This window comes from Chryseobacterium sp. NG-CE01 (assembly GCF_055695505.1).
The window spans coordinates 3,108,261-3,123,581 of record NZ_CM146369.1 but is presented as its reverse complement, the minus strand read 5'-3'; the positions used below and the strand labels follow the sequence as shown (position 1 = coordinate 3,123,581).

10 protein-coding genes are annotated in these 15,321 nt (G+C 39.1%); 5 read left to right on the top strand and 5 right to left on the bottom strand.

From position 1 onward, the window contains the following. Positions 1–3: 3 nt before the first annotated feature. The 5 genes from ACYT6F_RS14540 to ACYT6F_RS14520 form a co-directional block, all read right to left on the bottom strand. Positions 4–570, bottom strand: a complete 567-nt coding sequence (locus tag ACYT6F_RS14540; protein ID WP_472598360.1) for a TlpA family protein disulfide reductase — start codon at positions 568–570, stop codon at positions 4–6. Position 571: 1 nt separating this feature from the next. Then, on the bottom strand, positions 572–1,039 hold the full coding sequence (locus ACYT6F_RS14535; RefSeq protein ID WP_472598359.1) for a pyrophosphohydrolase domain-containing protein: 468 nt from the start codon (positions 1,037–1,039) through the stop codon (positions 572–574). A 763-nt stretch (positions 1,040–1,802) separates the two neighbouring features. Then, positions 1,803–4,730, bottom strand: coding sequence for a reprolysin-like metallopeptidase (locus ACYT6F_RS14530; RefSeq protein WP_472598358.1), 2,928 nt, complete (start codon positions 4,728–4,730; stop codon positions 1,803–1,805). A 205-nt stretch (positions 4,731–4,935) separates the two neighbouring features. Continuing rightward, on the bottom strand, positions 4,936–5,436 hold the full coding sequence (locus ACYT6F_RS14525; RefSeq protein ID WP_472598357.1) for a DinB family protein: 501 nt from the start codon (positions 5,434–5,436) through the stop codon (positions 4,936–4,938). 24 nt (positions 5,437–5,460) lie between these two features. Further along, positions 5,461–6,600 carry an acyl-CoA dehydrogenase family protein gene (locus ACYT6F_RS14520; RefSeq protein WP_169230585.1) on the bottom strand — a complete coding sequence of 380 codons (1,140 nt, stop codon included), beginning with the start codon at positions 6,598–6,600 and terminating at the stop codon, positions 5,461–5,463. A gap of 191 nt (positions 6,601–6,791) precedes the next feature. On the opposite strand from ACYT6F_RS14520, the gene ACYT6F_RS14515 reads away from it, so the two are divergent. The 5 genes from ACYT6F_RS14515 (at position 6,792) to uvrA (ending at position 15,318) form a co-directional block, all read left to right on the top strand. Beyond that, positions 6,792–8,654 carry an endonuclease gene (locus tag ACYT6F_RS14515; RefSeq protein ID WP_472598356.1) on the top strand — a complete coding sequence of 621 codons (1,863 nt, stop codon included), beginning with the start codon at positions 6,792–6,794 and terminating at the stop codon, positions 8,652–8,654. Between the two features lie 252 nt (positions 8,655–8,906). Continuing rightward, complete coding sequence (locus ACYT6F_RS14510) at positions 8,907–9,347, top strand: GPW/gp25 family protein (protein WP_169230587.1); 441 nt, start codon at positions 8,907–8,909, stop codon at positions 9,345–9,347. A 24-nt stretch (positions 9,348–9,371) separates the two neighbouring features. Beyond that, on the top strand, positions 9,372–11,249 hold the full coding sequence (locus tag ACYT6F_RS14505; RefSeq protein WP_472598355.1) for a type VI secretion system baseplate subunit TssF: 1,878 nt from the start codon (positions 9,372–9,374) through the stop codon (positions 11,247–11,249). A 109-nt stretch (positions 11,250–11,358) separates the two neighbouring features. After that, positions 11,359–12,285 carry a DUF3829 domain-containing protein gene (locus ACYT6F_RS14500; RefSeq protein ID WP_472598354.1) on the top strand — a complete coding sequence of 309 codons (927 nt, stop codon included), beginning with the start codon at positions 11,359–11,361 and terminating at the stop codon, positions 12,283–12,285. Between the two features lie 201 nt (positions 12,286–12,486). Then, positions 12,487–15,318 carry an excinuclease ABC subunit UvrA gene (uvrA, locus tag ACYT6F_RS14495; protein ID WP_472598353.1) on the top strand — a complete coding sequence of 944 codons (2,832 nt, stop codon included), beginning with the start codon at positions 12,487–12,489 and terminating at the stop codon, positions 15,316–15,318. The last annotated feature ends 3 nt before the right edge of the window (positions 15,319–15,321 follow it).

Below are 15,321 nucleotides of genomic sequence, written 5' to 3'. Positions count from 1 at the left end.
GATTTATTTATTAAAAATTTCTTTGATTACGGATTGGTCATCTTTCTTTAATATCTCTACAAGGTCTCCTTCAATATATCCCGTTGTCGGCATTTCTATAATTCTGCCGATTTCCTTACCGTATCGTTCTACAATAATCGTAGGGACTTTCTGGACATTATACCGTGCTTCATCTCCGGTAGGCGATTCTTTTTTACGGTTTACGGCAATAATGGTAAGCTTGCTTTCAGGGTATTTTACTTCCTCGAGGATTTTCATGAGGCGCGGAAAATCCCGGTGGCTGTCTTCACACCATGTTCCCATAAAAACTACCATATTATAAGAATTAATCTTAGCTTTTTTAAGTTCGCTGATGGCTTTCTGATCAAGGGCATATTCGTCGTGCTCTTTTACATACCAGTCAGAATAAGGAGCTTCCAGGAACTTTGCTTTCAGCTGATTCCCTAAAAGCATTTTGCCGTCATTTGTGGTTTCCACTTCACGGCCTACCACAACTTTCTGTGCATCAAGCTGCTGAACGGCCAGGAACAGAGCAGAAGCCATGAGGGTACTTTTAATAATTTTTTTCATTCTATTTTTCAATAATTGTCTTCAGATCGGCAGGAGAATAATATTTGTTTTTCAGGACTTTATGATCTGCTTTCCTGTACACATTATATTTTTCACCTGATTTTTCATAAAATGATTCTACCTCTTTTTCTTTGTAGAATTCTACGGTTTCCTGCGCCTGCTCTTCATTGTCGCAAGCTTTGGACATATTAGACCGCTGTACTTCGTTGAACAGTTCTACAAATTTACTGCCAAGTCCGAATTCCAGAACCGCACCGCTTAAAACATACTGAAGGTCACACAACGCATCTGCAATTTCTACAATATTATTATCTGCAATAGCCTGCTTCAATTCGTTCAGTTCTTCCTGTAAAAGTTCAACCCTTAGATTGCATCTTTCCGGGGAAGGAATCTGCGGAGTATCTAAAATAGGGGCTTTAAAAGTTGTGTGGAATTCTGCTACCTGGTTCAGACTGTCAATTTTATCCATGAATATTTTTTATTTAGGCAAATATAAAAATTAGCTTTCAGAAATCAGGATTGATGAGTTGAGTTTTTACAATTAAATAAAAATGATTAGTTCTGAGTCTTGAATTTTAAATTGCAAATCAATCATGATTTAGTACTTATTATTTAGGGACTATTTAAATTCTAAATGTATTATTAACATTAAGGATAAACATTTTTTAGATGAAACCACATTAAGCAGAAGTCCATAAAAAATTATTGGATAAAATAAGTTTTATAATTATTTAAAAAAAACACACAGTCAATATAACCGTCTGATGTTATTTTTCGTAAAAGTTTAATAAAAATGGCTAAAATTTTTGCCAGATTATCTAAAATATTACCCGAAAGACTTAAAATTTTAGCCTAAGGACCTAATCAGAATGTAAAAACAACTAATCAGAACGTAAAAAGACTTAAACGGATCATCAATGCATCTTAACAATTAAGGTTTAAAACTGTGTTCAAATTTTAGTATTTTAAGAACCCATTGTATATTTTGAAAAATTTTGATAGCGGCTTCGTCACTTCGACTGTTTTTCGCAACAAAGTGGTGAAAAAATGTATCGAGAAGTGACGAAAATGAATCAAAAATGCACAATGGGTTTTTAAGATTAATAATTTATAAATTAAATCGATAAATTGATTTTAATTAAGATTTCAGTTAAAGGGGCTCAATTTCTTAATGCTAAAAAAAGACTGCCCGTTTCCGGACAGCCTTTTTCTCAATATTAATTGATCAGTTATTAGTTTTTAATGAATCTCTTGGAGGTTTCTCCGATCTGAATCATATAAGCTCCTTTGATAAGGCTGCTTACATTGACAGAACCTCTTTCGAGTTTTCCAGCGTTGATTAGTTTTCCACCCATATCGAAGATTTTGTAATCTTCTGCCGTCGTATTTGAGATATATAAAATGTCTTTTACCGGGTTTGGATACAGTTTAATATCTGTCATAAGATCTTTAGTACCGACTTCACCTCTTCCGGATGAAACAATATTTAAGGTATAATCTTCCACCTGTCCGTAGGTATATGTTCCGCATGAAGATGAAGGAACCGAGCTGTACTGCATCATGACTCTCATTCTGGTATTTCCGAGAGTTGCTGTTGACGGGATTGTAATAGAACCTGTTGCCGGACTTGTCGTAGAACCTGTTTTGGTCCACGCCAGTTCGCCGCTGTCTGTGAAATCTCCGTCTCCATTGTAGTCGATATATACTGCATACGCTTCACTGTAAACCGTCGACGTCCAAACAGGAGTTACCGAAATTGCATAAGCTGACCCTCTGGTAACATTGGTAGAGATTGATGTAAAGTTTTCGTATCCTGCAGTTCCTGTAGATGTATTATTAATCGTACCGAATTTCACATTACCGATTCTTTCATCTGCTGTATTATTTGCAGATGCCGAACAATAGGAAACCGTACTTCCTGCCAGTGTAGTTACGCTTACCGAGTTGCTTGAAGATGATACGTTTCCAGCCGCATCTTTTGCTCTTACCGAGAAAGTATATGTTGTAGAAGGGCTAAGACTTGTTACAGTATACGATGTAGAAGTTGTAGAACCAATCAATGAAGCTCCCTGGTAAACATCATAGCCTGTTACTGCAACATTATCCGTTGCTCCTGACCATGATAAATTGGTGCTTGTAGAAGTAGTTCCTGACGCTACTAATGAAGGTGCTGTCGGAGCCGTTGTATCTGTTGTTCCTGATCCGGCATTTACCGTGATGTTGGCATTGTTAACATCAAAGAAAATATGATTGGATCCTTTTACCATAATTCTTCCCGTTGTAGTAGATGAATTAGGAATCGTTACTGCCTGAGAACCGTCGTTTGGTGTTCCTGCCAACAGGGTAGTCCATGTATTTCCGCTGTCCGTAGACCAAAGAATATCCACATTCGCTGCGTTTACGCCATTTGCCGTTGTTCCCGCAACATTCCAGGTAACTGTCTGAGAAGTTCCTCCCGTATATGTGGTTGCTGAATTTTGTGAACTTACGCTGAATGGTCCTGCTGTTCCGTTTACGGTGATGACCGCATCATCAGAATTGTTTCCTGAACCACCGGCTCTGTTGTCGCGAACCGTAAATCTGAAATTATACGCTCTGGCTACATTAGACAAAGCTTCCACCGTGATTTCAGAACCTGCGGTTGTCGTAGCTCCGGCTAGAACAGAAGACATTCTTGGGAAATACCGTACCGGCGAAGCGGTTGGAGTAAAGGATCTGAAAGTAGGTCCTGAAGCTTTGGTAGCACTTGCCGCCGAACTTGCGCCGGTCTGGGAAGAAGAAGCATTATCCATCTGTTCCCAAATATAGGTTAACGAATCACCATTAGCATCCGTTCCGGTTCCCGTTAACATAAACGGTGTGCCTTTAGGAATGGTATAATCTAAACCTGCATTAGCTGTCGGAATTGAATTTCCGGTATTGGTGCTTACAGGACATGTTTTTGCTTTAATATTATTGGTAATCTGCTGAATGCTGATCGCATGGAAGAAAGCATCGGAATGAGGCTGAATGTCCTGGCTGGTAATTCCGGCATATCCCATAATTGTTGATCCTGATCCCGGTTCCATATTGGCGCCAGTGCCTTCATTGCTCATGGAGAAGGTATGGTTTCCGCCGAACTGATGTCCCATTTCATGGGCTACATAATCAATATCAAAATTATCTCCTGAAGGAATTCCGTCCGACGGAGAAGTATAGCCGCTTCCTTTGGATCCGTTGGTACATACACATCCGATACAGCCTGCATTTCCTCCACCTCCGGACGCTCCGAACAGGTGACCAATGTCATAGTTAGCTTCGCCGATAACTGATGTTAAAGTCGACTGTAGCTGAGAATTCCAGTTGTTCATCTGTGCGGCAGCAGAGTAGGGATCTGATGATGCACTGGTATAAATTACTGCATCATTGTTGGCAATTAATACCATTCTTGCCGAAAAATCTTTTTCGAAAACTCCGTTTACACGGGTCATTGTGTTATTCATTGCAGCTAAGGCGTTCGCTTTAGTTCCTCCGAAATAAGCTGTATATTCTCCTGTACATGAAAGTGCAAGTCTGAAGGTTCTTAACTTGGCATCATCCGCATTAGGTCTTGCCATAACATCGCTTGCAGAAGCGCCTTTTTGGGCTACGTCTAATACGGTACACTCAAATGCATTCAGATTATCTTTTTTGTCGGATTTTTTATAAACAATATATGTGGAAAGATCTTTGGTGTACGGTTCAATGAAAACCGCAGATTTATCACCATAAATTTCCATGGACGAAAGCCCTAATGGTGAAACACTGAAATAAACAGTTGAAGCAGGATTTTCAAGGCCTTCGCCGACATAGGATTTTATATCCGGATATTTTGCAGCGAGCTGAGGATCAAAATTGGAATTTTCTCGGACTTTGAAATTTTCCATTTTTCCTTCAGCGTTTGGAAAAGAAATAATAATTTCAGATTTTTCTCCTGCAGCGAGTCTTTTAGGAACTTTAGCAAGAACATTTTTTAACCCGTTGATATCAAGGCTGTAAATTTTAGGGTTAATGATGCTGCTTTTGTTTTCGAAAATACCGGAAGTTACTTTTCCTGAACCTGGAGACCACAGACGATCGGTCTGCGCGAAGGAAATGCCTGATAGAAACAGCATTCCCAACAACGATAGTTGTTTTTTCATATAAATTCTATTTGATTGTGGAATACCAAATCTAATAAAAATATGATTACGAAAAACAAAATTTTTTTAAGAAATTTTTAGATATTTAGTTTAAATAATTATGCAATACATTAAATATTTTAATTTTTATATTTACTCAAAAAAAGAAAATAGCACACGCAAAATACGTGTGCTATTCACTTTTTAATGATATAATTCTAATTTTTTAAAATGTATTGTCGTCAGCAGTAGGACCGTACATTCCGGGAACCTTATTTCCCGTAAATCTTAAATAAACAATAAGCTCACCTCTGTGGTGGTACAAATGATTAAACAAAAACCCGCGGATCACCTGAATTTTCGGCATAGGAGGAAAGATCACATTTCCGTTCATTTCCATTCTCCAATCATTCATCATGGTATTTTCATCCCAATTGTTTAGTGCTTCATGAGCTCGGGCTACATTTTCTTCAAACTTTTCTGCAATATTTCCTGCTTTTGAAATATCTCCCTTGTCGTAATGATACGTTCCCATATCAAAAACGTCTTTGTTAAAAGTATCTTCATACCAGTTGTACACTTCTGCAATATGAGAGGCCAATTGAGCGGTCGTCCAGTTTTTCTCGGAAGGTTTCCATTCCAATGCGCTGTCCGGGATTGCATTTAAAAGTTTTCTGGTGTTCTCTGCCTCATGCAGGAATTCACCTAAAAGTGCCTGTTTAATCATTTGTATTTGTTTTAAAAATGTTTTTTATTTTGTAATATCTCTTCCGATTACCAGTCTCTGGATTTCAGAAGTTCCTTCACCAATGGTGCAAAGCTTGGAATCTCTATAGAATTTTTCTGCAGGGAAATCTTTGGTGTAGCCATATCCTCCGAATATCTGAACTGCATTATTAGCAATTCTTACACATGCTTCCGAAGCATATAATTTTGCCATTGCCCCTTCTTTGGTCATTTTCTGTTTCGCATTTTTAAGGGTAGCTGCTCTTTGGATCAGCAATTCAGCCGCATCAATTTCCGTAGCCATATCTGCCAGCATAAAGTTGATGGCCTGGAATTCTGAAATTGATTTCCCGAACTGATGTCTTTCTTTGGCATATTTTAAAGCAGCTTTGTATGCTCCTCTTGCTGTTCCCAAACTTAAAGCCGCAATAGAAATTCTACCTCCGTCAAGGATTTTCATGGCCTGCTTGAAACCTTCTCCCACTTCACCCAATCGGTGAGAATCCGGTACACGTACGTTGTCGAAGATAAGTTCTGCTGTTTCAGAAGCTCTCATTCCCAGTTTATTTTCTTTTTTCCCGGAACTGAAACCCGGCATTCCTTTTTCAAGTACGAAGGCAGTGGAATTATTTTTAGCTCCTTTTTCTCCCGTTCTGGTCATCACTACAGCGATATCACCGGAAATCGCATGGGTAATGAAGTTTTTGGCACCGCTGATAATCCATTCATCACCGTCTTTTACAGCAGTAGTAGACATTCCTCCGGAATCGGAACCTGTATTGTGCTCAGTAAGTCCCCATGCACCGATCACCTTTCCTGATGCCAGCTGCGGAAGCCATTTATTTCTCTGTTCTTCATTTCCGAATTCGTAGATATGATTCGTACAAAGTGAATTGTGTGCAGCTACGGAGAGACCGATAGAAGGATCAACCTGAGAGATCTCATCCAGAATGGTAACATATTCGTGATAACCAAGCCCGGAACCGCCATATTGTTCAGGAATAACAATTCCCATAAACCCCATTTCTCCTAATTCATGGAAAAGATCTTTTGGGAACGTCTGACTTTCATCCCACTCCATAATATTAGGTCTAATATTCTTTTCAGCAAACTCTTTTGCTGTTTCCGCTATCATTTTAATGTTGTCAATAGTCTCTGTATTCATATAGATAAATAGTTAATTCCCAAAGATAATTAAATTGCCGGAACGCCCAAAAAAATTATTCCGGGCATTACATTTTCACTGCAAATTTTTAATTTTCAGGTTTTTATATTTAAAAAGTTAATGATATTGTAATAAAATTTTCCGAACTTTAAGGGGATTAATTTACTATTTTAGCCGCTCAATTTTTACGCATGAAAAAATTTCTATATCTTATTATTCTGATAACATCCTATTCTGCAGCTCAGGCAACGGCTGGATATTATGACGGAACTTCAGGTTTATCAGGATACGCTTTGAAATCCAAGCTTCATGATATTATTTCTGAAAAGAACATCAACTGGCATTATGGAGATCTTACCAATTATTACAACCAGACGGATCTGGACCGGTATTACGACCATAATTCTTCGAATACCACCATATTAATGGATATTTATTCCGAAATTCCTTCAGGTCCTGATGCTTATGAATATACTACTGCCAACATTATTGGGAGCGCAAGTGCAGAAGGACAGGGCTGGAACAGGGAACACATGATGCCACAAAGTACATTTTACAGCAATTACCCGATGTATTCTGATCTATTTTATGTAGTTCCTACAGATGCCAGAATCAACCAGCTAAGAAGTAATTATCCGTACGGGATTGCAGGTTCCACCATTTATTACACATTTACCAATTCATCTAAAATCGGGAAAAGTGCCATTCCAGGTATAGTATATACTGGCCGTGTTTATGAACCGATTGATGAGTTTAAAGGAGATGTGGCAAGAAGCCTTCTTTATTTCGCAGTACGATACGAGGGAAAATTAGGAACTTTTAATTTTAATAATAATGCCAATCCTGCTTCTGATACCAATCCGCTGGATGGAACCGAAGAAAGGGCTTTTGATCCGGCTTATATAACAATGCTGCTGCAGTGGCATCAGCAGGACCCTGTTTCCCAGCGTGAGATTGACAGAAATAACACAGTATATTCTATACAAAAGAACAGAAATCCGTTTATTGACAATCCTTCCTGGGTAAATGCCATCTGGAATCAGACTCCGGACGCAGTAGCGCCACAAAGTCCCGCGAATTTAACCATTACCCAAAACAGCGCTTATTTTTCTACCTTAAGCTGGACCCCAAGCACAAGTACCGATGTTATCGGCTATAAAATTTACCAGAACGGAAATCTGGTGGGAACGACAAAGAGTTCAACATTTACTGCGGATCATTTAACACCTTCCACGACTTATACATTTACCGTAAAAGCGTATGACAACGGATATTTGCTTTCTCCCGACAGCAACACAGTGTCTACGACAACGCTGGCATCAGATATTTATGCTAAAGATCTTTTTGTTTCGAAATATCTTGAAGGCAGCTCAAACAACAAAGGCCTTGAAATCTCCAACAGAACAGGCCATGCGGTAAACCTGAGTGATTACAGGCTATCGATTCAGTTTCCTAGCGGATCCAATTATTATTTTCCCGATCCATATGAACTTGAAGGCATTATACAAAACAATGAAACTTTTGTGGTTTTAAATCCAGATGCTAATTTTCCATGTTATACGATCAATCAGGCAAAATTCGTTACGGCAGCTCCGCAAATGACATTTTCCGGAAGCCAGTATTTGGAATTAAGATATAAATCCACAACGGTTGATGCAATGGGTGTACCTTCTACCAATAATTCCTCGGTCTTAGGAAATGTTTCTTTATACCGAAAAACGGACATCAATCAGCCAAATACAGTATTCAACAGCAATGAATGGGATTCTTATCCTTCCAATTACTGTCAAAACCTGGGAACGCTTTCCGCATCCGATCTTATCACATCAGGGAATGCCTTCAGAATGTACCCGAATCCTGTTCACGATCAAATTTTTATTGAAGGGAAAACAGATCAGGTAAAGTCTGTACAAATCCTGGATTTCTCCGGCAAGCTGCTGTATTCAGAAAAATTACCGTTTAAAAACAAAAAAAGCATTTCCGTGCAGAATCTGACGCCCGGATCTTACCTTCTTAAGATGGATGACAAAGTTTATCCTTTTATTAAAAAGTAAGCTTTAGCGGATGAATTAAATAAATTTCGGGGCTTTAAACTTTGTTTGAAGCCCCGAAACTTTACATACGGACCATACCGTCTTCTTTAGCAACATAACCGGAAGCCTCCTAAACTCGATATCACTTCAATCTTCACATATTAAAATATTCATTAATTTTAAAATATTACAATATTATATTTCGTGAAAAATCATTAATTTGGTATTCTCTTCTGGCAAATGACAATTATGATGTAATATAGAAGCAGAATTATGGACACACCAAATTACAGAATGCCTTTCGTACCATCAACCTTAATGACGGAGGGAGGAAGTATCGATACATGCGATATGGGAGAAAGCATTGCCCATAATATCATGCTGTTGATCACCACCAAAAAAGGCGAGAACAGATATGATGAAAACTATGGAAATGATGTCTGGAATCTTGAATTCGACAATGGCGTTACCAGCGCTGTCTGGGAAAACGTTTTCATCAAAAGTCTCAAAAGACAGATACAGGAATACGAACCCCGGATTGTTAATCCGCAGATCGATGCACACATTCAGATTGTGGAGCATACCTACGACACAAAAGAACACACCGAAATCAAAAAGAAAGTAAAAATTGCCATCAATGCTAAAATGGAGGCTACCGGAGAACGCTTCAGCTTCTCTACGGAATTGTTTCTGAGCCCGATGTCAATTGATTAATTTCCTACACCGTAATCACAACCTATGAATTTAGATCAAAATATATATTCCAAAGAATCTGTAAAAGCACGGATGCTTCAGAATGCAACAAAAGTTTGGGGACTGAAGAGTCCGCAGTCGCTGGATCCGTTTGTAAAATTATTAATTGATGCTTTCAGCACGGAAGTTTTTAAAGCCAATAATGAAATACAGACGATAAACGCCCGGATTCTGGAAAAGCTTGCAAAACTTTTAACGCCGTCCATTTATACGCATCCCGTTCCGGCGCATGCCATTGCTTTTACACTGCCGTATGAATCATCTGAAATCCTGTTGGAACACACCGAGTTTTTCTTCAGAAAACATATGACATCCACCATAAAATCGGAATCGGATAAGCAGATCAACATTCCTTTTACTCCGGTGGGAAATGTGAGGATCAACAAAGTACAGACGGCTGTAATGTTCGTGGGCAATACCTGCTACAGCATTGATGAAAGGCTAAACAAAATCCCGATTGCAAGATTTCAGGGCAGGCCTGAAGATTACCGAAAAGTAACGATCGGCATTGACGTCAGCAATTATTCCCAGGAAACCTTCCCAAAACAGGTAAGTATTTACTGTTCCAATCCGGCTTTTGAACATCTGGATTTTACCTACAAACTGCTGCCTTACATTACAGTAACGAGCAACGGAAATCCGCTTTTTATTAAGGAAGGATTAACTTATTATAAAAATACCCAGGCAGACGGTTACGAACAGATCTTCCACGAGCAGTCAATCCGCAATAAAATTATTGAAGATGTAAAAAGCATTTATCACCATAAATTTATTGAGGTGAGCGGTATTTCAAGCTCCCTATTTTCCGAACCCGGAGAATTGCCGGAAAACCTCAGTTTTGTTGATTATAAAGAAGAGATTACCAAACATATTCAGGGGAAACGTTATCTGTGGCTCACCTTTGAATTTCCACCGCAGTTTTCTGCTGAAATCCTGGATAATTTTTCTTTTGTCCTGAATGCTTTCCCGATCTACAACCGCGGCTGGAAAAAAACAGAATACAGTCTCGATATTATGGGAAACAACATTCCGCTGGTCACTGATGAAGGCGAGCATTTCCTCTATGTTGATGAAGTTCAGGATGGCGACGGAAGAAGATATACCGAAATTCCGTTTACCCCCAACGATAACCTTAAAAAAGGATTATACACGGTAAGAAAAGGCGGAATGGAACGATTCACAAACAGAAATGCCGTCGACATGATCGCCAATGTTCTTGAACTCACTCGCGACGAAATCGCTGCTTTCTCTTTATTGAACAGAGATAACGTAAAAGGCCTGCTAAGCGAAATGTCAGATAAAATGAAATCCATGATCCAGAAAGTGAATAATGCCAAAAGAAGCATTAAACAGGAGCTGAACTACGTCATTATGGAGCCTGTCGAAAAAACGGATCATACCTATGCTTCATTCTGGGTAACCCATTGCACCCTTGCCAACCATATGCGTCCCGGTACCGAATTATCAAACCAGCTGAAATCCCAGGTTCTTGTACTTCTAAGTGAGAGCATCGGCGGAGCAGAAGAACAAAAAGGAACAGACAGTATTCAGGCTTATAAATATGCATTAACAACAAGAGATAAAATAATCTCCCTGGAAGATGTTAAAAACTATTGCAGGATGGTACTGAAAGATGAACTGAAAGAAGTCCGTGTAAAACGCGGAACCATGATCAGCAACAAGCCAAAAGAAGGATTTATCAGAACCGTAGAAGTGGAAATCATCCCGAACAACTATTCTTTTTACGGTAGATTGTATTGGGAAAATATGGCCAATATTCTGCGAAACCAAATCATCTTAAAAGCCATCGACGGAATAGAATATGTCGTGAAAATAACGAACGAAGACACCGATTTTTCCTGATAAATAAAAAGCTTATTTAATTTCTTTTGAGAAATAATCTTTATCTCTTTTGCGGTTAAATTCAACATTCGTTTACCGAATAAATACATAAATATCAACTTTATATAATATGAAAAAAATGATGATGATCGCACTTGCCTTATCGGTGAGTGTAACAGCAGTAAGCTGTAAAAAAGGTCTGGACAAAATTGAAAATGCAGTAGAAAAGGCTGGGGAAGACCAGTCACAGGCGATTATTGACTTTAATAATAACTTTCTGGAATCCTACAAAAGTTCTTCCAGACACATAGAAAATATTATTCAATATGCCGAAGCGGCAGTAAAAAAGTCAAAAGGTGAAACCGTCTACAGCATGCCAATGGTTCTCAGTACAATGGATTATTCTTTAACCAAAATTAAAGGCGTTCCTTCCGGTTTTGACAGTGAACAGAAAATTATCGAAACAGAGCTTATTACCTATAAAAGAAGGCGAGAAAGCATTGATAAAAAATATGAAGAGCTGAAATCCTATATCACTTCCGAGGATTATAAAGACGATCAGGGAGCAAAAGCACTGGCTTTACAAAAGGATATCGATGAAGAAGCTAAAGCGTTTTTTACGGCTGGCGAAAACATTGTCACCAAAATAAAACCTGCTACCGAAGCTGCTGAAGAAGTAATTTTAAAAGACCACCCGATGAAAGATTATATCGTTTCATCCAAATCGATAATGAATGAACTTGATGCCGTAATGGATGTTCTCGATAAACAGTATGCACAAGCTTTTAATGAAGCGGAAGCGCAGAAAAAGTACAATGAACTGGAAAAAGCAGTGGATATAAATTCTAAAAAAGAATTCGACGTAAAAGGTCAGCAATACGCTTATAAGAAAACAATGTTCGAAAATTTCAACAAAAGAGCAACAGAGTTTCTTGACAAATACAGAAAACTGATCAGGGATTCAAAATCTGCCAATCAGATTCCCGACAGCAATATGCAGGAACTCAGTTCTGCTTACGATTCTGTTCTGAATTCTTACAATTCCTTTGTTCAGTAAATTTTTATTTTCAAAATTTGTTTAAATTTAAAAAGACTAATACCGGTAAAAAATATACCGGTGTTTTTTTGTAAATTAATTCATTGAAGTAAAATACTCCGGAAATTACAGCTAAATAATCTAACATTTTTTAACACAGGAAATTCCATAAAATTCCGTAATTTTGCACATCGTGATTTTCATGTAAAATCACACCAAATTATGAGTAAATCAACAGAATATATAGAAGTTTACGGTGCGCGCGAGCACAACCTGAAAAACATCAATGTCAAAATCCCCAGAAATGAACTGGTAGTCATTACCGGGCTTTCGGGAAGCGGAAAATCTTCCCTGGCTTTTGATACTATTTTTGCAGAAGGCCAGCGCCGCTACATCGAAACTTTTTCAGCTTATGCAAGACAGTTTCTGGGTGGTCTCGAACGTCCTGATGTAGATAAAATTGAAGGATTGTCTCCCGTAATTGCCATCGAACAGAAAACTACGAACAAAAACCCGCGTTCAACCGTAGGAACCGTAACGGAATTATATGATTTCCTGCGACTTCTGTTTGCCAGGGTTTCGGATGCGTATTCTCAAACCACTGGAAAAAAGCTGGTAAGTTACACCGAAGAGCAGATTCTTGAGACCATCAAAGAAAATTACAAAGGGGAAAAGATTATGCTGATGGCTCCTGTCGTAAGAGCCAGAAAAGGCCATTATCACGAGCTTTTCGTGCAAATGGCCAAAAAAGGATACGGACAGGCAAGAATTGACGGTGAATTGCAGGATATTGAATATGATCTGAAACTCGACCGTTATAAAACCCACGACATTGATATTGTGATCGACCGCTGGATCATCGGGGAAAGCGCCTCGGAAAACAGAATGGAAAAATCCCTTCGTACCGCAATGGAAATGGGAGAAGGCCTTATCGGAATCCAAAAGCTGGGAAGTACCGAAATTGAGTATTTTTCTAAAAACTTAATGGATGCCGAAACCGGTCATTCACTCGCTTTACCGGAACCGAATACTTTTTCTTTCAACTCACCGAAAGGAAGCTGCCCGACCTGTAAAGGGCTGGGAACCATTAAAAAAATCAACACCGATTATTTTATTGAAAATCCTAAGCTATCCATTAACCAGGGAGGTTTGTTGCCTTTGGAAGATATTAAATCAAACAAATGGATTCTTGCCCAAATTAAAAATATCCTTGAAATTTTCGGATTGGGACTGACAACACCGATGAAGGACATTCCGCAGGAAGCTCTGGATTATATGTACAACGGCTGTCATAAAGAATTCAATAAAGATCTGAAATACGCAGGAATTACAAAAAAAATAAAGCTAAGCTTTGACGGACTGATTGCTTTCATGGAAGAAATCATCGAGGACAAAGAATCGTATGAAGCTATTCTTCTGGAAAGACATTTCACCACGGAAGAAACATGCCCGGAATGTAAAGGAACCCGACTGCAGCCTTCAAGCCTGAGCTTTAAAATTGACGGTAAAAATATTGCGGAAGTAAATGCTTTAAGCCTTATCGATTTAAAAGAATGGCTGGCTGATGTTAAAGATAAATTTTCTGAGAAAAATGCAATCATTGCCCACGAAATATTAAAAGAAATCGAAACCAGGCTTCAGTTCTTGCTGGATGTCGGACTGGATTATTTAAGTTTAAGCAGAAGCTCGAAAACACTTTCGGGAGGTGAGTCTCAAAGGATTCGTCTGGCAACGCAGATCGGTTCGCAACTGGTGAATGTCCTTTACATTTTGGATGAACCAAGTATCGGACTGCATCAGAGAGACAACGAAAGACTAATCAATTCACTGAAAAACCTTCGTGACATCGGAAATTCCGTGTTGGTGGTGGAGCATGATAAAGATATGATCCTGGAAGCTGATGAGGTACTGGATATCGGTCCGAGAGCCGGAAAATTCGGAGGTGAAATTCTCTGGCAGGGAAAACCAAAAGATTTGCTGAAAGCAGACACCATCACCGCTCAATATATCAACGGAAAAAGAAAAATCGAAATTCCCGCAGAAAGAAGAGCCGGAAACGGAAAACAGATCGTCCTGAAAGGAGCCACCGGAAACAACCTTAAAAATGTGAACCTTACGGTTCCTTTAGGAAAGCTGGTGGTGGTTACCGGAATCTCAGGAAGCGGAAAATCTTCCCTGATCAACGGAACTTTATATCCGATACTGAACAGGCATTTTTACAGAGCGGTACAGGAACCTTTGCCATACAAAAAAATAGAAGGTCTTGAAAATATCGATAAAATCGTAGATGTAGACCAGACCCCGATCGGAAGAACGCCGCGTTCCAATCCTGCCACCTACACCGGAATGTTTACAGACATCCGAAATCTTTTTGCAGAGTTGCCTGAAAGTAAAATCCGTGGTTACAAACCCGGAAGATTCTCTTTCAATGTGAAGGGAGGAAGGTGCGAAACCTGTCAGGGAGGCGGATTAAAGGTGATTGAAATGAATTTCCTGCCGGATGTTTATGTTCATTGCGAAACCTGCAACGGAAAGCGATTCAACAGAGAAACTTTAGAGGTTCGTTACAAAGGAAAATCGATTTCCGATGTGCTGGATATGACGATTGATGAAGCGGTGGAATTCTTCCAGCCGATTCCAAAAATTTATGCCAGAGTCAAAACGTTACATGATGTAGGTTTAGGGTATATCACATTGGGACAGCAGTCAACGACGTTAAGTGGAGGGGAAGCACAGCGTATTAAATTAGCTACGGAGCTTGCCAAAAGGCAAACCGGAAATACGTTATACATTCTGGATGAACCAACCACCGGACTTCATTTTGAAGACGTAAAAATCCTGATGGACGCAATTAATCAGCTGGTAGAATTAGGAAACTCTTTCATCATTATTGAACATAATATGGATGTCATCAAAATGGCAGACCACATCATCGATGTCGGTCCGGAAGGCGGAAAGCACGGCGGACAGATCGTTGCCCAGGGAACACCCGAGGAAATCGTGAAGTCGAAGAAGAGTCTGACAGGGAAGTTTTTGAAGCGGGAACTGGAGTAAAAA

Bases quoted from the DNA above. Each gene is read 5' to 3' on its own strand.
- ACYT6F_RS14540 (WP_472598360.1), bottom strand. From the start codon at position 570: ATGAAAAAAATTATTAAAAGTACCCTCATGGCTTCTGCTCTGTTCCTG.
- ACYT6F_RS14535 (WP_472598359.1), bottom strand. From the start codon at position 1,039: ATGGATAAAATTGACAGTCTGAACCAGGTAGCAGAATTCCACACAACT.
- ACYT6F_RS14530 (WP_472598358.1), bottom strand. From the start codon at position 4,730: ATGAAAAAACAACTATCGTTGTTGGGAATGCTGTTTCTATCAGGCATT.
- ACYT6F_RS14525 (WP_472598357.1), bottom strand. From the start codon at position 5,436: ATGATTAAACAGGCACTTTTAGGTGAATTCCTGCATGAGGCAGAGAAC.
- ACYT6F_RS14520 (WP_169230585.1), bottom strand. From the start codon at position 6,600: ATGAATACAGAGACTATTGACAACATTAAAATGATAGCGGAAACAGCA.
- ACYT6F_RS14515 (WP_472598356.1), top strand. From the start codon at position 6,792: ATGAAAAAATTTCTATATCTTATTATTCTGATAACATCCTATTCTGCA.
- ACYT6F_RS14510 (WP_169230587.1), top strand. From the start codon at position 8,907: ATGGACACACCAAATTACAGAATGCCTTTCGTACCATCAACCTTAATG.
- ACYT6F_RS14505 (WP_472598355.1), top strand. From the start codon at position 9,372: ATGAATTTAGATCAAAATATATATTCCAAAGAATCTGTAAAAGCACGG.
- ACYT6F_RS14500 (WP_472598354.1), top strand. From the start codon at position 11,359: ATGAAAAAAATGATGATGATCGCACTTGCCTTATCGGTGAGTGTAACA.
- uvrA (WP_472598353.1), top strand. From the start codon at position 12,487: ATGAGTAAATCAACAGAATATATAGAAGTTTACGGTGCGCGCGAGCAC.